The sequence below is a fragment of the Limnohabitans sp. genome, assembly GCF_031539105.1.
Taxonomy (GTDB): domain Bacteria; phylum Pseudomonadota; class Gammaproteobacteria; order Burkholderiales; family Burkholderiaceae_C; genus Limnohabitans.
This window is the reverse complement of the sequence record NZ_JAVKLM010000009.1, coordinates 1-18,572: the sequence shown is the minus strand read 5'-3', so window position 1 is coordinate 18,572 and position 18,572 is coordinate 1. Positions and strand designations below refer to the sequence as shown.

General features: G+C 57.2%; 16 protein-coding genes. 5 read left to right on the top strand and 11 right to left on the bottom strand.

Annotation, left to right across the window (positions count from 1 at the left end; all coding sequences use genetic code 11):
• The first annotated feature begins 2 nt into the window (after positions 1 to 2).
• A complete protein-coding gene (gene queF, locus RMR24_RS01965) occupies positions 3 to 848 on the top strand; it encodes an NADPH-dependent 7-cyano-7-deazaguanine reductase QueF (RefSeq protein ID WP_310613415.1) in 846 nt (281 codons plus the stop codon).
• Between the two features lie 10 nt (positions 849 to 858).
• On the opposite strand, the gene RMR24_RS01960 is transcribed toward queF, so the two are convergent.
• From RMR24_RS01960 to argH, 10 genes are all read right to left on the bottom strand, one after another.
• Complete coding sequence (locus tag RMR24_RS01960) at positions 859 to 1,929, bottom strand: HD domain-containing phosphohydrolase (protein WP_310613414.1); 1,071 nt, start codon at positions 1,927 to 1,929, stop codon at positions 859 to 861.
• Positions 1,930 to 1,931: 2 nt separating this feature from the next.
• On the bottom strand, positions 1,932 to 3,353 hold the full coding sequence (locus RMR24_RS01955) for an ATP-binding protein (RefSeq protein WP_310613413.1): 1,422 nt from the start codon (positions 3,351 to 3,353) through the stop codon (positions 1,932 to 1,934).
• Position 3,354: 1 nt separating this feature from the next.
• Entirely contained in the window at positions 3,355 to 4,215 is an 861-nt protein-coding gene (locus RMR24_RS01950; RefSeq protein ID WP_310613412.1) for a phosphate/phosphite/phosphonate ABC transporter substrate-binding protein, read from the bottom strand.
• Between the two features lie 53 nt (positions 4,216 to 4,268).
• Positions 4,269 to 5,543: a DNA polymerase IV gene (gene dinB, locus RMR24_RS01945; RefSeq protein WP_310613411.1), complete on the bottom strand. Its 1,275-nt coding sequence runs from the start codon at positions 5,541 to 5,543 to the stop codon at positions 4,269 to 4,271.
• Between the two features lie 32 nt (positions 5,544 to 5,575).
• A complete protein-coding gene (locus RMR24_RS01940) occupies positions 5,576 to 6,106 on the bottom strand; it encodes an anti-sigma factor domain-containing protein (protein WP_310613410.1) in 531 nt (176 codons plus the stop codon).
• 40 nt (positions 6,107 to 6,146) lie between these two features.
• Positions 6,147 to 7,301: an alpha-hydroxy acid oxidase gene (locus RMR24_RS01935; protein WP_310613409.1), complete on the bottom strand. Its 1,155-nt coding sequence runs from the start codon at positions 7,299 to 7,301 to the stop codon at positions 6,147 to 6,149.
• A 101-nt stretch (positions 7,302 to 7,402) separates the two neighbouring features.
• The gene (locus tag RMR24_RS01930) at positions 7,403 to 7,939 is read right to left on the bottom strand and encodes a hypothetical protein (protein ID WP_310613408.1); all 537 of its coding nucleotides are present in this window, start codon (positions 7,937 to 7,939) and stop codon (positions 7,403 to 7,405) included.
• Positions 7,940 to 7,945: 6 nt separating this feature from the next.
• Positions 7,946 to 9,193 carry a hypothetical protein gene (locus RMR24_RS01925; protein ID WP_310613407.1) on the bottom strand — a complete coding sequence of 416 codons (1,248 nt, stop codon included), beginning with the start codon at positions 9,191 to 9,193 and terminating at the stop codon, positions 7,946 to 7,948.
• 86 nt (positions 9,194 to 9,279) lie between these two features.
• Positions 9,280 to 9,759 (bottom strand): DUF2127 domain-containing protein, encoded by a 480-nt coding sequence (locus RMR24_RS01920; protein ID WP_310613406.1) that lies wholly within the window; start codon positions 9,757 to 9,759, stop codon positions 9,280 to 9,282.
• A complete protein-coding gene (argH, locus tag RMR24_RS01915; protein ID WP_310613405.1) occupies positions 9,759 to 11,207 on the bottom strand; it encodes an argininosuccinate lyase in 1,449 nt (482 codons plus the stop codon). Before argH ends, RMR24_RS01920 begins: the two co-directional genes overlap by 1 nt.
• Positions 11,208 to 11,383: 176 nt before the next feature.
• Here argH and hemC point away from each other — a divergent pair, with 176 nt between their 5' ends.
• The 4 genes from hemC to RMR24_RS01895 are packed head-to-tail and all read left to right on the top strand — an operon-like array spanning position 11,384 to position 15,473.
• Positions 11,384 to 12,259, top strand: a complete 876-nt coding sequence (gene hemC / locus RMR24_RS01910; protein WP_405023298.1) for a hydroxymethylbilane synthase — start codon at positions 11,384 to 11,386, stop codon at positions 12,257 to 12,259.
• Between the two features lie 16 nt (positions 12,260 to 12,275).
• Complete coding sequence (locus tag RMR24_RS01905; RefSeq protein WP_310613403.1) at positions 12,276 to 13,076, top strand: uroporphyrinogen-III synthase; 801 nt, start codon at positions 12,276 to 12,278, stop codon at positions 13,074 to 13,076.
• Positions 13,073 to 14,173 carry a uroporphyrinogen-III C-methyltransferase gene (locus tag RMR24_RS01900; protein ID WP_310613402.1) on the top strand — a complete coding sequence of 367 codons (1,101 nt, stop codon included), beginning with the start codon at positions 13,073 to 13,075 and terminating at the stop codon, positions 14,171 to 14,173. The genes RMR24_RS01905 and RMR24_RS01900 overlap by 4 nt, the downstream gene beginning before the upstream one ends.
• 1 nt (position 14,174) lies before the next feature.
• The gene (locus tag RMR24_RS01895) at positions 14,175 to 15,473 is read left to right on the top strand and encodes a heme biosynthesis HemY N-terminal domain-containing protein (protein ID WP_310613401.1); all 1,299 of its coding nucleotides are present in this window, start codon (positions 14,175 to 14,177) and stop codon (positions 15,471 to 15,473) included.
• Positions 15,474 to 15,562: 89 nt separating this feature from the next.
• Here the strand turns inward: RMR24_RS01895 and RMR24_RS01890 are convergent, their stop codons facing one another.
• Positions 15,563 to 18,571, bottom strand: a complete 3,009-nt coding sequence (locus tag RMR24_RS01890; RefSeq protein WP_310613400.1) for an Rne/Rng family ribonuclease — start codon at positions 18,569 to 18,571, stop codon at positions 15,563 to 15,565.
• Between the last annotated feature and the right edge of the window lies 1 nt (position 18,572).

Below are 18,572 nucleotides of genomic sequence, written 5' to 3'. Positions count from 1 at the left end.
CAATGAACACCCCTGAACAATCCCAGCTGGGTAAATCGTCATCCTATGTGGACCAGTACGACGCATCTTTGTTGTTTCCGATTCCTCGCCAAGCTAAGCGCGATGAAATCGGCGTTCCTGCCCAACCTCCATTTTTTGGCGCTGATTTGTGGACCGCGTATGAGTTGAGCTGGCTCAACACGCGCGGCAAACCCCAAGTGGCTTTGGCGCGCATTACCGTGCCGGCTGAGTCAACCCACATCATCGAAAGCAAATCGTTCAAGCTCTACTTGAACAGCTTCAACAACACGCGCATCGATGACATCGCTGATTTACAAACCCGCCTGCGGCAAGACCTGAGTGCGGGCATTTGGCATGGCGAGTCCGTCAAAGCCAGCGTGGGTGTGCAACTGGTAATGCCCGAGAACTTTGACCGCGAACCCGTGCATGAACTGGATGGCCTGAGCTTGGACCGTTTAGATTTGGAGTGTGATCAATACCAACCCAACCCCGAGTTGCTCACAGCCAACTTCAACGAAGCGCCCACGACTGAGACCTTGACCAGCAACTTGTTGAAAAGCAATTGCTTGGTCACCGGCCAGCCCGACTGGGGCAGTGTGCGCATCAGCTACACCGGACCGCAAATTGACCAAGCGGGTTTGCTGCGCTACATCGTGAGCTTTAGAAACCACAATGAGTTTCATGAGCAATGCGTGGAGCGAATCTTCATGGACATCACGCGTCGCTGCAAACCGCTGCGCCTAGAGGTGTATGCGCGTTACACGCGTCGCGGTGGCTTGGACATCAACCCGTGGCGCACCAGCCACCCGCAGCCCATGCCGTCTAATGTGCGCACAGCTCGCCAGTGATGCAGCGCACTTAGCTTCGTAACGCCTTTACAAATACGTCGGTCATCTCGGGGCAAAACAGCGTGCCCTTGTTGCTCAAAATCACGCGCACTGCGTCTGCCGGTGTGCTCTGGGCTTTGGCGTAGTCGCCAGATTGCAGTTCTTCGTAGGCTTCTACGATGGCCACGATGCGTGCGCCGATGGGAATGGCTTTGCCTGACAGCGCGTCAGGGAATCCCGTGCCGTTGAAGTACTCGTGGTGCGAGCGAATGATGGCGGCCACGACTTGCATGTCATCCAAGGTGTTGAGTGTCTTTTCGCCCATGGTGGTGTGTGTTCGGTACACCTTGGCGTCAGCCAAAGGCAGCTCGATGAACTTGGTGTTGAGCACACGGTCGCTCAAACCAATTTTTCCAATGTCGTGCAGCAAGCCTGCGATGTAAACCGATTGACATTCGTCATCACTCAGGCCCACGAGCTTGGCCATTTTCATGGACAGTGTGGCCACGCGACGCGAGTGGGGCAGCAAGTCGGGACGGCGCAATTCCAAGATATTGGAAAAGGCTTTGATCGAGGCCACATAAGCTGCACGCAGATCTTTTGTGCGCTCTTGCACACGTGACTCAAGCGTGTCCACCATCTCGTTGAGCGATTCTTTTTGCGCCACAGTCAGCGCTTCTAAACGGTCGTGGTCGTTGGCCAAGGTGCCAAAAGCAATGGCTGACTTGAGGGTACTCAGCAGTTCTTCATCGTTCCAAGGCTTGGCGGTGTAGCGGTAAATTGCACCTTGGTTGATGGCCTCAATCGCACCCGACACATCGGATGCACCAGTGAGCATCAGGCGCATCGTGTGTGGCCATTGCTGGCGTACTTTTTCTAGCAGCTCAGTGCCGTTCATGCCCGGCATTTGCATGTCAGAAATGATGACGTTCACAGACTCACGTGCCAGCAGCTCTAAGGCTTGTGCACCGCTGTCGGCGGTGAACACTTCAAAGCCTTCGAGCGACAACATGCGGCGCAGGGCCGACAAAATATTGGGCTCATCGTCTACGCACAATACTTTGTATTGGCTGGCATCAAATGCATCGTGGGTATCGCTCATCGTTATCCTTTGGCCTCAGGGCGTTTGATGGGAAGTGTGATTTTGAATGTGGTGCCCACGCCCACCGTGCTGTCCACAGTGAGGGTGCCGCCATGCTGCTGAATAATGTTTTGCGACACAGAAAGCCCTAGACCCGTGCCCGTGCCTGGGTCTTTGGTAGTGAAAAACGGATCGAAGATTTTTTTCAACACGTCGGGTGGAATGCCGGGGCCGTTGTCTTTCACCTCAACCCACACCTGCTGGTCATCGGCGTCGGTGCGAATGTCAATCATGCCCATCTTGCCTTCAGGCATGGCCTGCGCCGCATTGACAATGAGGTTCAAAAAAACTTGGTCAATTTGCGAAGGTGCACATTCGACCAAAGGCAGCTTGCCCAACTCCAGGCGTACATCACAGCGGTTTTTCAGTTGCACACGGGCAATGTTGAGGGTGGATTTCAATCCCACTTGGATGTCAGACGCCACATAGTGCGTGGCCGCATTGGTGCGCGCATAGTCTTTCAAGTCTTGGATGATGGCCTTGACGCGGCCCACGCCTTCTTGCGTTTCTTTCACCAAGTTTTGCAAGTCGTCGCGAATGAACGCATAGTTGAGCTTTTTCTTGAGCGCGGTCATTTCATCGTTGTCTGCCTGGGGTGCATCCAGCACTTTTTCATAGACCGTCAAATACTTCTGCAAGGTGGTGAGGTTGGACGACACATAGCCGACGGGGTTGTTGATTTCGTGGGCCACGCCCGCTGCCAGTTCGCCTAAAGACGCGAGTTTTTCTGACTGCAGCAAGCGTTTGGTGGCCTCGTCGAGCTTGACTTCAAACATGTGTTCACGCTTGACCACTGTGAAGTACGCACGCCACAAAAACACGCCCAAGATGACGATGCCCGAAACTACCGACAGCACAGACAGCAGCAAGTTTTGTTGCCGCAAACTGCCTAGGTCGGCGCTGTCGAGTTCGTTGTAGGTTTGCAAGCGCACCCAACCGAGGTCAGAGCCCAAACTCACCTTGACCCAGGTGGTGATGAAGTCTTTGTCGCGAGATTGCAAAACAGCTTGATCGACCTCTGGTGTGGTGACCCATTGGGGGTCAAACATCAAGCGCGGTTCTTGACCAGGTGCACGTTTGAGGGCTGACAGCACTTTGCCCGTGGTGTCGGTCAATATGACCGATGCCACTTCGATGTTGGACATGGTTTGCAGAATACGCGACTCGATCGAGGCATAGTCTTTCAACACCATTTGGTCAGCCACCGCCACCACCAAGCCGCGCGACAAATTTTGTGAGGTTTGGTACTTACCTTCCCACAACAAACTCTTGGATTGGTAATACGCTGCCACACCCGAGCCAATTTGCAGCAGCGCCAAAGCCAGCCCAATCAAGAGGGCGGGCTTGATATTTTTCCACTGCGCAGAGCTCAAACGTTGGCGCATGTCACTGTCCGGTTAAGACCAAAAACTTTTCAAGATGCAAGGACTCCAGCGGTTTGTAATGCTTGGCATACGTCACGGCTTGGGGCTTGCTGAGGTTGATGCCATCGAGCAGCTTGCGCCCCTCTTCGTCTTGCGTGAGTTTGAGCATGGCTTTGAGGAAGCGCTCACGCACAGCGGCGGGCACTGAAGGGTGTGTGGCCACAGGGTGTGGGGTATATGCCTGTGATTCAAACAACACCCGCAATTGCTGGCGTACTTCAGGCACTTCGTTGTCGAGCGTGTAGTTCACGCCGCCGCCAGCGATGGCGTCTTTGCCAATGACCGAGCGGTAGACATTGCTGTGTGTCTTCACGAACACGGGGTTGATGTCGATCTTTCTTTTGGCCATTTCTGCGCGTATCAACAAAGAGGCTGCAAAAGCATTGGGTGCGGGTAAGGAAATGTTCTTTCCCTTCAGTTCATCCAAGCTTTTGATGGGGCTGTCTGCTCGAACCACCAAGATGCCGGTCAGCAAATCTTCGCTGTCAGCCAAGATGGGTTGGTATTTTTTCTTTTGGTTGGCCAGTACAGCGTGGTACGGGTTGAGAAACACAAACTCGGGCTCGCCCTTGAGCAACTTTTGTTCAAATTCCGGAATGGTGGCAGCCACGCGCAGCTCAAAGCACAAACCCGCTTCTTGGCCCACACGTTGCAGCAGGGGCGACCAAGTGGTGTAAATCTTGGCGGCCGTGTGCTGAGGTACCACGTCAAAGGTGTAGACCTTGGTGCTGCTTTGTTCACCCAAGCAAGCCGCATTTGCTGCGCTAGCTACCAACAAGGCGCTGACAAAAAGTCCAAATAGCGTTCGTTTGAGAGCGTGCATTTGCAAAATCCTACGTTGTAGATTTTGTTATTTTCGCCTGTGGTTTGCATTGATCACTTTTGGTGTAATTCATCCCCAAACAAGGATTCTGTGTAGGGCTGGCTTGGGGCTTCATCCGCCCGTAAGCCTTGTGCTTGCCAGTCTTCTAGCTTCATCAACGAGCCCACGCGCACGCCCAGCAAACGCAAGCGCCGCGAGAGATCCACACGCTTGAGGCACTGGCCAGCGGCTGCGCGAATGGCATGGGCTTGGTTGGCATAAGTGCCAAGTGTTTGGTCGCGTGTGACGCTTTGAAAGTTGTCATAGCGCAGCTTGATGCCAATGGTTTTGCCCACATAGCCCTTGCGTTGTAAGTCGGCGGCCACTTGTTCACACAGCTTGGTGAAGATGGCGCTGAGGGCTTCACGGTCACGCACGGCGTGCAGGTCTTGCTCAAACGTGGTTTCGCGGCTGATGCTGACGGGCTCACTTTCGGTTTCAATCGCGCGGTCGTCTTTGCCGTGGGCCGCGTCGTGCAGCCATGCGCCATAGCTCTTGCCAAAGTGCTGCATCAGCCACACGCGGTCGCGTTGGGCCAATTCGCCAATGGTGTGAATCTCATGCTTCGCCAGCTTGCCTTCGGCCTTGGGACCAATGCCGTTGATCTTGCGGCAGGGCAGGGGCCAAATCAGGGTTTCCAAATCGGCGGGTAGCACGATGGAAATGCCATTGGGTTTGTTGAACTCACTCGCCATCTTGGCTAGCAGCTTGTTTGGGGCCACGCCCACCGAGCAGGTGAGGCCTGTGTCGTCAAAGATGGCTTTTTGAATCAACCGTGCCAACACGCGCCCACCTTCGCGTTGGCCACCGGGCACGTTGGTGAAGTCGATGTAGACCTCGTCTACGCCACGGTTCTCCATCAATGGCGCGATGTCGGTGATGATGGCTTTGAAGCGCTGAGAGTAGTGTCGGTATTGGTCAAAGTCCACGGGTAGCAGGATGGCGTCGGGGCAGAGCTTGGCGGCCTTCATCACACCCATGGCCGAGCCCACGCCAAACTGTCGCGCCGCATAGGTGGCGGTGGTGATGACGCCCCGTCCTGTGTAGCCTGCGATGCGCGGAAAGAAGTCAAGGGGGATTTCGTGCAGCTTGTCTTGCGACCATGCGTAGTCGGGGTGCGCCTCACGCAAGCGGTCCAGCATGTCGTCAATGCGGCGGCGACCCCCACCAATCACCACCGGCAAGCCTTTGAGCTGCGGGTAGCGCAGCAGTTCGACAGATGCATAAAACGCATCCATGTCGAGGTGGGCGATGCGGCGTTGGTGCGTTGTGTCAGGCGAGGTGGTCATAGCTCAGCCTCATCAACCCGGGCTGCACCGAGTTAAATTGCTTTTTGCACCAACCAGCCTTTGAAGAGAAAAGGCTGGCGTGGCTTCCCGTCGCGCGGGCCACGGTCTTTGTTTTCCACGCTGATGGCTAAGCTGCGTGCGCCCTCTAGGGCTTGGGTCGGCACATCAAGCTGTTGGGTTTTGTATTTGTTGGCCAGCACGCCCAGCATGCGTGGGGTGTCGTCTTCGGCGATGGCCCAGACATGCAGGGCTTGTTCGCGGCCTTCGAGCACGTCGTTGAGGCGTTGCACTTGTAGCTTTTGATTTTTCGGGTCGTAGGTCAGCAGCATGGCGGGGGCTTGTGCGTCGTCTAACAACACAGACACTTCGCGCACCTGCGGAATCTCAACCAGCTTGGCTTCCAAGTGGTGGATTTGCGCTTTCAATTGCTCATACATGCTGGCGCTGAACGCCCAGCCGATGAACACCACGAGGGCCAGAAAAATACTCAGGGCACGCCACCAAGCGCTGACGCCGGTGGATGCTTTGGGGGACGCTGCAGGGGATGTTGTGTCTTCACTCATCCCTTAAGTGTGCCTCAATCCATGTGCCTCAATCAGAAGCTCACGCCGTTGGAAACGTGCCCGGCAGCAAGATGTTGGTGTTCACGTTCTGAATGTTGGTGTGGCCGCAAAACGCCATGGTCACGTCCAACTCTTTGTGGATGATTTGCAGTGCTTTTGTCACGCCTTCTTCGCCCATCGCGCCGAGGCCATACACCATGGCGCGTCCAATCAACGTGCCGCGTGCGCCCAAGGCCCAAGCTTTGAGCACGTCTTGGCCTGAGCGAATGCCGCCGTCCATCCACACCTCAATTTGGTCGCCCACAGCGGCCACGATAGCGGGCAGGGCTTCGATGCTCGACTGCGCGCCGTCCAATTGGCGACCGCCGTGGTTGCTCACCACAATCGCATCTGCACCGCTTTGTGCGGCCAGCTTGGCGTCTTCCACGTCTTGAATGCCTTTGAGGATGAGCTTGCCGCCCCATTGTGCTTTGACCCAAGCCACGTCTTCCCACGACAAGCGTGGGTCGAACTGTTCGTTGGTCCATGAGGAGAGCGACTTCATGTTGCTCACCCCTTTGACGTGGCCCACCAAGTTGCCAAACGTGTGGCGGCGTGTGCCGGCCATGCCAAGGCACCAACGGGGCTTGGTCATCAGGTTGATGATGTTGGCAATGGTGGGGCTGGGTGGCGCAGTCAGGCCATTTTTCAGGTCTTTGTGGCGTTGGCCAATCACTTGCAAATCAAGGGTCAGCACCAAGGCGCTGCACTTGACTTTGCGGGCGCGCTCAATCATGTTGGCCATGGCTTCGCGGTCGCGCATCATGTAAAGCTGATAGATGAAGGGCGCGGTGGTGGCCGCGGCCACGTCTTCCATGGAGCAAATGCTCATGGTGGACAAGATGAACGGAATGCCAAATTTTTCAGCAGCGCGGGCAGCTTTGATTTCGCCATCCGCACTTTGCATGCCGGTCAGGCCTACGGGCGCAATGGCCACGGGCATCTTCACATCAATGCCCACCATCTTCGTGGCCAGGCTTCGGTTTTCCATGTTCACGGCCACGCGCTGGCGCAGCTTGATTTTTTGGAAGTCCTCTTCGTTGGCGCGGTACGTGCCTTCGGTCCAGCTGCCAGAGTCGGCATAGTCATAGAACATGCGGGGCACGCGTTTTTCTGCCAAAACGCGCAAGTCTTCGATGTTGGTAATCACGGGCATGGGGTGTCTCCTAAATTTGAGACAGATGGTAGCCCGAGGTGTGCGTTAGACCTGTGAAGAGTGCGACAGTGGGGATGAAAAAAATTAAATAAGTGTTTTGGCTACTTCTTATATGTCGCAAAGGTTTCCAGCTGTGTTGGGTAGCCGCCATCATTCAAGGGCCCAGTGGAAACGCCTAAATACACCTGGTTATCGCTGATGTGCCAGAGGTCTTTGTAAACATAGTTGGCATTGACAGGGCCTTGAGGTGTGATGCCAATGAAAGTTCGGGTGTAGTTGGCGCATTGCATTCGGACCGTGTTCGTCAGGTCAGTGCCGCCAGTTGCGACTGACCAAGTGATGTCACAGACATCGGCAATCGTTCCCATTTGGTGATTGCAGTTTGCATCAGAGAAAAAATAATACTCAGTTTGCTGCAGGCGATGGGTCTGTGTGACGGGCCCGTATTTCAGGGCGTAAACAAAGTTGTTGTCAATGTCGTAAGTGGGATAGCACTGTTCATAAGCGGTGTTCGCATATGTCCAAACGCCAGTGAACTGTGCGATGTCAGTCAGGGGAATGGAGATGGGGTCTGTGCCACCGCCTCCACAACCAGACACAAGAGTGGATGCCAATAAGCCGATCAGGTATTTGCGCATAGGTGCTTAATATTGGTAGCCCAAACGTATGCCGAACGCGTAACCCTCAGAAGGGTTTCTGATCCCTAGTTGGCCGCTGGTTTGTTTGGCTTTGATGAATTGCCCGACAGCAAAGAAACCATCTCCCCAATCGCGACGCCAAGCGGCTGATGCTTGGTGTAGCCGGATATAAAACTGATCTTCCAAGTGTGTGAAAACTTGCAGATCAGGCGTGAAGAAATCGGCTTGTTGTGCAATTTTTGTTTCACTCACACCCAAAGAAAATAAATTTTTGCTCGTGTGTCTGTAGCTCAACTGAATGGATGTCGCGTGTTTTTGTGAGGTGGCGTTCAGATTGCATCTGCTTGCTAACTGAGCGACGCTGGACCAGCACGTGGCCTTTTGGTGTTGAAGCACATGCGTGAGGCGAACAGCTAAATCTGGATATCTCGTGGGGACGTTGAGCCCAAAATAGAGTAAGTCGTAAGCCTGTTTGGTCGTACCTCGTAAATTTTTTTCCGGGCTATACGCCGCTTGGTCTGTATGGATGTATGAAATGCGTGTTTCGAGTGACGTCATCAAGTCAAGCACGTTCAAATTAAGGCTGGTTTTTTTATTGGATGTCACCGAGTACTGGGGGCTAGGGACCACGTTGCCAAACTCCTTGGGTGCGTAGTTCAATAGCAATGGGTTGTAAATTCCTGCCAGCGTCTGTATTTGGTAGTCTTTCCAATTGGTATTCGTCACGGCTTGCAGGCCAGGTGCTCCGCCTGAAACGTCACGAAACTGTGGTGTCACACAGAATGCTTCAATGTCTTGTATCCAGCCGTTGTCGGTGTCGTAAGTTCTGCACCAGCTGGTTTTGTAGTCCACCACGCCAACCCGAAGCGCTAGGGAGGGGGAGATATCTTTTTGAAAGCTGGCTTCGTTGACCTTGATGCCTTGTGACTGATCAGCTTTCGCTTTGAAATTGAAGCTCACATTGCGCGATAACTGTTCAGTGCCTGTCACGCGTCCAAAGGGCGAGGTTTGCTTGAATTGCCACTGGGTGTAAGAGTTGGGCAACAGCAAGTTTGAATTGGCTTCGTTGTAGCCAGGTAAAGGGTCTTTGTCGACGGATGCATCAAGATGCCAAGTGTCAATGCCCGCTTGGTAATTCCAGTGGCGACGATGCGGGTCACTTTCTGTTTGGGCATTTCCAATCAGGCATTTAAAAACCACGGCCAGAACGATGAGGCGGCTGACGGATTTATTTATGCTGAAAGTGCTAAACATTTCAGCATTTTAAGTAATTAATTGAGAACTTAATGACCCATTTGGGGCTTATAGCTTTGGTGTCACTGACGGCATTAAGCGCTGACCTATTGCGCGGCGGCCTTGAGTTGCATTCGTTGCCACAAAGCGTGCGTGAGGTAGCTCACGATGAGCACATTCAACAGCACAACAAACGCGCTGATCCATGTGGGCTCGCGCACCCAATGCACCAGCTCGAACGGAATGTAGACGCCTCCCGACAGCGCGCCCACATACTCGCCCCACACCTTACCTAGCCATAGGCCTGTGGCTTCAACGAATCGCAGGGCAATGAAAGCGCAGAAGAGCAACACCAGCATGGACACATTGGTGTCTGGCAGCACATCGGCATAGTGCAGCAGCAGCGAGGGGTAATGCGACTCGGGATCAAGCCCAAATCGGCCAATCAAGGACATCGCCAGCGCACGCACATCGTGGTGCAGCAAATCAAGCACGGCGATCAAGCCAGCCAGCGCGGCCAAGCCCATGGCTGCATCAAAGATCGCGATAGCGCGAAGGGCGCTACGCGGATCTTGAGCGGCCGACATTAAGCCAGTCGTTGGTGATGGCGCTCAATCTGCGCACGCACCTGCACGGGCGCTGTACCGCCCAAGGTGTTGCGGGCATTCAGTGAGCCATGCAGGCTCAAGCAGTCGTACACGTCTTTTTCGATGGCGGGGTGAAAGCTTTGCAGCACGTCAAGAGGCAGCTCAGACAAATCACAGTTGTGGCTGGCGGCGGCCTTGACGGCGTGGGCCACGGTCTCGTGGGCATCGCGGAAGGGTTGGCCTTTTTTCACCAAGTAGTCGGCCAAGTCGGTGGCGGTGGCAAAGCCTTTTTTGGCCGCGTCTTGCATGGCTTGGGCATTGACGGTGATGCCGCCTTCTTTCTGGCCTGTGGCAGGGTTGACTTGGCCGCCCACCATTTCGCTGAAGATGCGCAGCGTGTCTTTGAGTGTGTCGACTGTGTCAAACAGCGGCTCTTTGTCTTCTTGGTTGTCTTTGTTGTAGGCCAGGGGCTGGCCTTTCATCAAGGTGATGAGGCCCATCAAATGGCCCACCACACGACCCGTTTTGCCGCGTGCGAGTTCGGGTACGTCTGGGTTTTTCTTCTGCGGCATGATGGAGCTGCCAGTGGTGAAGCGGTCGGCAATTTTGATGAAGCCAAAGTTTTGGCTCATCCACAAAATCAACTCTTCCGACATGCGGCTGATGTGCACCATGCACAGGCTGGCGGCGGCCGTGAACTCAATGGCAAAGTCGCGGTCGCTCACGCCGTCTAAGCTGTTTTGGCAAACCTGTGCGTTGCCATGTTCGTCGACCATGCTCAATGTGCGGGCCACGCGTTCGCGGTCCAGTGGGTAGGTGGTGCCAGCCAAAGCAGCGCTGCCCAAAGGCAGGCGGTTGGTGCGGCGGCGCACGTCGCTCATGCGCTCGGCATCGCGTGCAAACATTTCCACATAGGCCAACAGGTGGTGCGCAAAGCTCACGGGCTGGGCCACTTGCAAGTGGGTGAAGCCGGGCAAGATGACTTCGACGTTTTTCTCGGCCACTTCCACGAGTGACTTTTGCAAATCGACCAACAAGTCAATGATCAGGTCCATCTCGCTGCGCAACCACAGGCGCACATCGGTGGCCACTTGGTCGTTGCGGCTGCGGCCTGTGTGCAGGCGTTTGCCAGCATCGCCCACCAGTTGGGTGAGGCGCGCTTCGATGTTGAGGTGCACGTCTTCGAGGTCGAGCTTCCACTCGAACTGGCCGGATTCAATTTCAGACCAAATTTGCGCCATGCCTTTTTCAATGGCGGCTTGGTCGTCTTTGCCGATGATGCCTTGGTGGCCCAGCATCTCGGCGTGGGCCAAGCTGCCCGTGATGTCGGCTTGCCACAAGCGCTTGTCAAAGAACACACTGGCGGTGTAGCGCTTGACCAACTCGCTCATGGGTTCAGAAAACAGGGCGGACCACGCTTGGGATTTTTTGTCGAGTTGGTTTGTCATAAGTCTGAGATTTTATCGGGCTGGCGGCCGCTTCTCGCTATGGCGCGCCTGCTAACATTTGCGGCAATTGATTTCGCCACGCGCGTCGTGGCCCTGAAAAAGTGAGTTTTGTTTTGTCCACTGCCTCTACTTCTCCCGTTTCCTTGACCATCGCCACCCGCGAAAGCCGTTTGGCCATGTGGCAAGCCGAGCACGTGCAAGCCTTGCTGCAGGCCCAAGGCCACAGCGTGGCGCTGTTGGGCATGACCACCCAGGGCGACCAAATTTTGGACCGCAGTCTCAGCAAAGTGGGCGGCAAAGGCTTGTTTGTGAAAGAACTCGAAGTGGCCCTCGAAGAAGGTCGCGCCAATTTGGCCGTGCATTCGCTCAAAGACGTGCCCATGGATTTGCCCGAAGGCTTTGACTTGGCATGCGTGATGACCCGCGAAGACCCGCGTGATGCGTGGGTGTCGTCCACCTACGCACACCTGAATGATTTGCCACATGGCGCGGTGGTGGGCACATCGAGCCTGCGCCGCACCGTGCTGCTGCGCGCCTTGCGCCCCGATTTAAAAATTGAGCCCTTGCGCGGCAACCTCGACACCCGTTTGCGCAAGCTCGACGAAGGCCAGTACGACGGCATTGTGTTGGCTGCTGCGGGTCTGAAGCGTTTGGGATTGGGCGAGCGCATTCGTCACATTTTTGAAACCACTGAGATGTTGCCCGCTGCAGGGCAAGGCGCCTTGGGCATTGAAGTGCGCAGCAACCGCGCCGATGTAGCTCAAGCCTTGGCCCCGCTGGCCGATGCCGCCACTTGGTTGACCGTGACCGCCGAGCGTGCCGTGAGCCGCGCTATGGGCGGCAGCTGCTCCATGCCTTTGGCCGCACACGCCACCTTGACCGATGGCGTGCTGCACTTGCAAGCTGCTTGGGGCGACCCATCGGGCGCGCCGGTGTTGCTGCGTGCTGAAGTCAAGCAAGCGTTGAATGCGGCTGACCCCGCCTCGCGTGATGCCGCCAACTTGCTGGGCGAATCGGTGGCTGCCCAGTTGCGCGAACAAGGCGCTCACTAAAGCTGCGCGGCCAGTTATGCGCGTTGTCATCACCCGACCCGCAGGCGATGCGCAAACGTGGGTGGATGCGCTGCAAAACGCTGGCCATCAAGCGCTGGCGCTGCCTTTGATTGATGTGGGGCCCATGCACAACGCGCAACCTGTGTTGCAGGCATGGGCGCAATGGCCAGAGTTTCAAGCGGTGATGTTTGTCAGCGCTCAAGCCGTGCGTTATTTCTTTGAACGCCAGCCGGCTGCGCTGCAAGCGACCAGCGCTACTTGGGTGAACGGCCCACGCTGTTGGGCCACCGGACCCGGCACCCACAAAGCCTTGCTGCAAGCGGGTGTGCCCGAGGCGTGCATAGCCAGCCCTGCCGTTGACGCCGCGCAGTTTGATTCAGAGGCTTTGTGGCAACGCGTGTCAGCCCAAGTGCAGGCGGGCAAGCCTGTGCTCATCGTGCGGGGCCAAGACGTCAACACCGAGCCGGACGCCGCGCTAAATGGCACAGGCCGCGATTGGCTGGCCCAGCAACTCCAAGCCGCAGGTGCATGCGCTCAGTTTGTGGTGGCTTATGAGCGACGTGCGCCTGAGTGGTCGCATGAGCAAACAACGCAAGCCGTTCAAGCTGCGACGGATGGCAGCGTGTGGTGCTTCAGTAGTTCGCAGGCCATTCAAAACCTCGGGCATGCTTTGCCAGCCCAAAGCTGGGCCAAAGCCCGTTGCATCGCCACCCATCCACGCATTGCCCAAACGGCGCAGGCCTTGGGTTTTGGCGAGATTCAGATGTCTAAGCCGTCACTACCAGACTTGTTAGTCTCATTAGAATCTCTGGCATGAAGCCAGAGCACGACGACACCTCCAACCTCCCGCCCTTGGGCCCCACGACTGAACCGCTTGCCAACGCGAGTGAGTTCAATAGCGCGAACACCGGTGGCACAACGGACACAAGTCAGTGGTTCACGCGCAGCATCGGTGTGTTGGCTGTGGTGGGTGCTGTGGGCTCGGGCCTGATGTGGGCCAAGCTCTCGGGCATTCAAGAACAACTGGCACGCCAAAGCGCCGATACGGGCAGCCAAGCCGTGGAAGCACGTGTGATGTCCAAACAAGCCGAAGAGCTGGCGCGTGAAACCGCCGCACGTTTGGCGGTGACCGACGCCAAACTCGGTGAAGTGTCGCTGCAACGCAGCCAACTCGAAGAGCTGATGCAAAGCCTCTCGCGTTCGCGTGACGAAAACTTGGTGGTCGACATTGAGTCGGCCATTCGTTTGGCTCAGCAACAAGCGCAGCTCACCGGCAGCGTTCAACCTTTGCTGGCCGCACTCAACTCGGCCGAGCAACGATTGACCAAAGTCGCGCAACCCCGCCTCGCCCCCGTGATGCGTGCTGTGACCCGTGACATCGAACGCATCAAAGCCACCGCTGTGGCCGACACACCTGCCTTGCTGTTCAAACTGGACGAGCTGGTGCGCGTGGTGGACACCCTGCCCATGGTCAACGCTGTGGGCGTGGTCACCAAAGACAAGCCCGTGCAACCTGTGCCCGCCACAAGTTGGGCCAAAGCCATCAGCATGAGCTGGTGGGAGAAGGTGCTGTCTGACATATGGGACGACGCGAGAAACCTCATTCGCGTGAGCCGCATCGACAAACCCGAAGCCAGCATGCTCGCGCCCGACCAAAGCTATTTTGTGCGTGAAAACCTCAAGCTGCGTTTGCTCAACGCCCGTTTGGGTTTGTTGGCCCGTCACTTTGATGTGGTGCAGTCCGACATGAAGCAAGCCAACGACGATTTGGCCCATTACTTTGACATGCAAACCCGTCAAGGCCAAACCACTTTGGCACTGGCGCGTGAGGTGCTGGCGCAGTCCAAACAAATCGAGATTCCGCGCGTGGATGACACCATCGCGGCCCTCACCACTGCAGCAGCGGGGCGTTGAGATGAAAGCCGCGCTCTGGTTTGTGGCCTTGTTTGGTGTGGCCGTCGCTTCGGCTTTGTTCGCGGGTGGTAACCAAAGCACGGTGACTGTATTTTGGTCGCCGCACCGTGTGGACCTGTCGCTCAACTTGGTGTTGCTGGTGTTGGTGGTGCTGTTTGTGGTGATGCACTTGGCATGGCGTGCCATGTCGGCTTTGTTTGAATTGCCCCACCAAGCCCGTCGCTGGCGCCTGCAACAAAAAGAGCGTGCGATGCACGCGGCTTTGTTGGATGCTTTGTCTGAACTGTGGAGCGGCCGTTATGTGCGAGCCGTCAAGTCTGCTGAGCAAGCGTTGGCGTTGGAAGCCTTGCTGACTTCGGTGCGCACCGCTGATGACGCCCCCTTGCGACACACACAACAGTTGCGCGCTTTGTCACATCTGGTGGCGGCCGAAAGCGCACACGCCTTGCGTGACCGGGACGCCCGTGTGTCACATCTGCAATCGGTCATGGCCTTGGGGCATAACCAAAAGGATGATGCGGTCGAAGCTGCGATGGAGTCGGCCTATTTGGGCGCAGCCCGTTGGGCCTTGAGCGACCGTGACGCGCCCGAAGCCCTGCGGTGGTTGGATGGTCTGCGTCATGGCCCCGCACGTCGCACCCTCGCGCTGCGCATGCGCCTCAAAGCCACGCGTTTGGATCAGCAACACACTTTGGCGTTAGACACAGCGCGTTTGCTGGCCAAGCATGGCGCGTTTTCAGAGACGGCCGCACAAAGCTTGTTGCGTGAGTTGGCTGTGGCCAGCTTGAACGAAGCGCACGACAGTGCCCAATTGCAGCGCGCGTGGGACAGCCTAGAAGCGACCGAACGCAACCAACCCGAAGTGGTGCTGCATGCAGCGCACCGCATGATCAAACTCAGCGGCGAAGCCACGGCTGTGATGCCCTGGCTCACGCCCCTGTGGAACCGCATGGTGCAGCAGCCCGACAGCTGCGCGCCCGCCATTCGCGAGCGCGTGGCTCAAGCTTTGGCTCGCGCCTTGGTGTTGTTGCCCGCCGATCCCGAGTGGCTGGCCAGCATCGACCGCGCACGGCAAACCTACCCACGTTGGGTGGAGTTGCACTACTTGGCTGGCATGGTGTGCTGGCATCACGCCCTGTGGGGCAAAGCCCAACAGATGTTGGAGCAAGCTGCACCGCAACTGGCCAACGCAGATATGAAGCGCCAAGCTTGGCGTATCTTGGCCCAATTGGCCGAGCAAAAAGAAGACACGGCGCGTGCCCAGTTGTGTTGGAAACGAGCGGCTGAAGTGGCTGCATAAAACTGCGTTGCGTGCACAAATAAAAAAGGCCTAGATCACTCTAGGCCTTTTTGTTTGGGGCTCATCACCCCTTACGGGGTGTGGATGGTTTACAGATCCTTGCGGGTCTCAACCAACACCAGTGGGCCTTCATCCAAGATCACCAGCGGCGCACGTTCACGTGGCACATGCACGGGCTTTGGCTCGGCTGCAATGGCGGCTTGCACGGCGGCGATGCTGTCTGGATTGGAGTTGACCCATTCCAAACCGCTGCCTTGGGCCACGGCTTGCATTTCTGTCAAAGGCAGTGTGAAGCTTTGAATGCGTGGCATGCCAGCGGGGGCTGAGGCTTGGGCCACAGGTGCTGATGGTTGCACTTCTTCACGCGGCGCGTGGCGTGGTGCGCGGTCTGAACGCTCAGGGCGCTCAGCACGTTCACCGCGTGGTTCACGGGCTTGGCGTGGCTCACGTGGTTCACGTGGCTCGCGGGCTTCTTGTGGGGCTTGCTCGTTTGACGTGTGGTCATGCGCTGCGTGGTCGTGTTCAGCAGTTTGGCCGTTGTCGGCGTGTTCTGCAGAACCTTCTTCACGCGGTGCGCGGTCGCCACGCTCACGGCGGTCACGGCCGTAACGGTCGCGTGAGCGGCGCTCACGACGCTCGCCACCGTTTTCGTCGGTTTGCGGTGCTTGGCCTTCGGTGCCAGCAGCTGGGTCGAGTGGCAAGACTTCTGGGTTGCCGTTTTCGTCCAAGCGAGGGGCGCGTTCACGGCGACCGTCGTTGCGTTCACCGCGTGGACTGCGTTCGCGACGGCCTTGGCCACCTTCAGTACGTTCGCCGCGCTCTGTGCGTTCACCGCGAGGTTCGCGTGGCTCGTTGCCGCCTTCGGTGCTTTCGCCGCGTTCTTCGCGGGCCATGCGTTCGTTGCGTGCTTTGGCGCGAGCTTCTGCTTGGGCTTCAGGTGATGCGTTGTTGTCGAGCGCGGCTTGGCCTTCAACCTGACGGGCTTCACCATTTCGGCCTTCGCCGCGTCCACCGCGGTTGCGGTCTTGGCGTGGGCCGCGGCCTTCGCGGCCACCCTCGCTGCGACCACCTTCACCGCGTTGTTCCACATTGCGTTCACCACGTTCTGTACGCTCGCCGCGTGCAGGGCGTTCGCCACGGGTCTCAACGCCCTCGGCGTTGCGCTCATTGCGGCCTTCGACGTTACGTTCGTTGCGGCCTTCAGCGCTGCGTTCTGGACGGTCCCCGCGCTCAGCGCGATCACCACCACGACCGCCGCGACCACCACGGCCGCCTCGGCCATTGGCGCTGCGGCCATCACGGCGCTCGCCGCGTTCGCCTGGCTTTTTGTCACCTACGGCTGGCTTGGTTTCTTCTTTTGAGTCGCTGCTGAACAAACCGGTGAACCAACCCCACAGGCCAGTTTTGGCTTCGGGTGCTTTGGCTGCTGGCTTGGCGCCGCGTGCGGCGTGCGCAGGAGCCGCGGCTTTCACCGGTGCTGCTGGCTTGGGTAAATGCGCTGGCGCAGGTGCATCAGGCAACACGCCTTTGATGACGGGCGTTTGCTTATTTGTAGGCTCTTGTGAGCGGCGTGTCACGGCGGTGGGGTCTTCAAACTCCTCGGCCATTTTGTAGCTGGCTTCCACGCGGTCGAGGCGCGGGTCGTCATGCTTCAGACGCTCCAACTTGTAGTTCGGTGTTTCCAGTGTCTTGTTCGGCACGAGCAACACGTTCAAGCGTTGTTGAATTTCAATCTTGGCAATTTCAGTGCGCTTCTCGTTCAACAAGAACGAGGCCACTTCCACCGGCACTTGGGCGTACACGGCAGCCGTGTTGTCCTTCATGGACTCTTCTTGGATGATGCGCAAGATTTGCAGCGCCGAGCTCTCGGTGTCACGCACGTGGCCAGAGCCGCCGCAGCGTGGGCAAGGAATCGAAGCACCTTCGCTCAGCGCTGGGCGCAGGCGTTGGCGGCTCATTTCCATCAAGCCGAATTTGCTGATGGTGCCAAATTGCACGCGGGCACGGTCGTGGCGCAAGGCTTCGCGCAAGCGGTTTTCCACGTCACGGCGGTTGCGGCTTTCGTCCATGTCAATGAAGTCGATGACGATCAGGCCGCCCAAGTCGCGCAAGCGCATTTGGCGGGCCACTTCGTCCGCAGCTTCAAGGTTGGTGCGTGTGGCGGTTTCTTCGATGTCGCCGCCTTTGATGGCGCGGGCTGAGTTGACGTCCACCGACACCAAGGCTTCGGTGTGGTCAATCACAATCGCGCCGCCCGATGGCAGGTTGACGGTGCGGGCGTAGGCCGATTCGATTTGGTGTTCGATTTGGAAGCGGCTGAACAACGGCGTTTCGTCGCTGTAGCGCTTCACACGAGCGGCGTGCTCAGGCATGACGTGGGCCATGAACTGGTGCGCTTGCTCATAGATGTCATCGGTGTCGATCAAGATGTCGCCGATGTCATGGTTGAAGTAGTCGCGGATGGCGCGGATGACCAAGCTGGATTCTTGATAAATCAAGAACGCGCCTTTGGCACCCTTGGCGCCGTCGATGGCGGTCCACAACTTGAGCAAGTAGTTCAAGTCCCATTGCAACTCGGGGGCGCTGCGGCCAATGCCAGCAGTGCGCGCGATGATGGACATACCTTTGGGGTATTCCAATTGGTCCATCGCTTCTTTGAGTTCTGCGCGGTCGTCGCCCTCGATGCGGCGGCTGACGCCACCACCACGTGGGTTGTTGGGCATGAGCACCACATAGCGACCGGCCAAGCTGATGAAGGTGGTCAGGGCTGCGCCCTTGTTGCCACGCTCTTCTTTTTCCACTTGGACCAAGAGTTCTTGGCCTTCTTTGATGGCGTCTTGGATGCGGGCTTGGCTCGCAGACACGCCTTCAGCAAAGTACTGTTTGGAAATTTCTTTGAATGGCAAGAAGCCGTGGCGGTCTTCGCCGTAGTCCACAAAGCAAGCTTCGAGCGAGGGCTCTACACGGGTCACAACGGCTTTGTAGATATTGCCTTTGCGCTGTTCGCGGCCTTCGATTTCAATTTCATAGTCGAGCAGCTTTTGGCCGTCGACGATGGCCAGGCGGCGTTCTTCCGACTGGGTTGCATTAATGAGCATC

Bases quoted from the DNA above. Each gene is read 5' to 3' on its own strand.
- queF (WP_310613415.1), top strand. From the start codon at position 3: ATGAACACCCCTGAACAATCCCAGCTGGGTAAATCGTCATCCTATGTG.
- RMR24_RS01960 (WP_310613414.1), bottom strand. From the start codon at position 1,929: ATGAGCGATACCCACGATGCATTTGATGCCAGCCAATACAAAGTATTG.
- RMR24_RS01955 (WP_310613413.1), bottom strand. From the start codon at position 3,353: ATGCGCCAACGTTTGAGCTCTGCGCAGTGGAAAAATATCAAGCCCGCC.
- RMR24_RS01950 (WP_310613412.1), bottom strand. From the start codon at position 4,215: ATGCACGCTCTCAAACGAACGCTATTTGGACTTTTTGTCAGCGCCTTG.
- dinB (WP_310613411.1), bottom strand. From the start codon at position 5,543: ATGACCACCTCGCCTGACACAACGCACCAACGCCGCATCGCCCACCTC.
- RMR24_RS01940 (WP_310613410.1), bottom strand. From the start codon at position 6,106: ATGAGTGAAGACACAACATCCCCTGCAGCGTCCCCCAAAGCATCCACC.
- RMR24_RS01935 (WP_310613409.1), bottom strand. From the start codon at position 7,301: ATGCCCGTGATTACCAACATCGAAGACTTGCGCGTTTTGGCAGAAAAA.
- RMR24_RS01930 (WP_310613408.1), bottom strand. From the start codon at position 7,939: ATGCGCAAATACCTGATCGGCTTATTGGCATCCACTCTTGTGTCTGGT.
- RMR24_RS01925 (WP_310613407.1), bottom strand. From the start codon at position 9,193: ATGTTTAGCACTTTCAGCATAAATAAATCCGTCAGCCGCCTCATCGTT.
- RMR24_RS01920 (WP_310613406.1), bottom strand. From the start codon at position 9,759: ATGTCGGCCGCTCAAGATCCGCGTAGCGCCCTTCGCGCTATCGCGATC.
- argH (WP_310613405.1), bottom strand. From the start codon at position 11,207: ATGACAAACCAACTCGACAAAAAATCCCAAGCGTGGTCCGCCCTGTTT.
- hemC (WP_405023298.1), top strand. From the start codon at position 11,384: ATGTGGCAAGCCGAGCACGTGCAAGCCTTGCTGCAGGCCCAAGGCCAC.
- RMR24_RS01905 (WP_310613403.1), top strand. From the start codon at position 12,276: ATGCGCGTTGTCATCACCCGACCCGCAGGCGATGCGCAAACGTGGGTG.
- RMR24_RS01900 (WP_310613402.1), top strand. From the start codon at position 13,073: ATGAAGCCAGAGCACGACGACACCTCCAACCTCCCGCCCTTGGGCCCC.
- RMR24_RS01895 (WP_310613401.1), top strand. From the start codon at position 14,175: ATGAAAGCCGCGCTCTGGTTTGTGGCCTTGTTTGGTGTGGCCGTCGCT.
- RMR24_RS01890 (WP_310613400.1), bottom strand. From the start codon at position 18,571: ATGCTCATTAATGCAACCCAGTCGGAAGAACGCCGCCTGGCCATCGTC.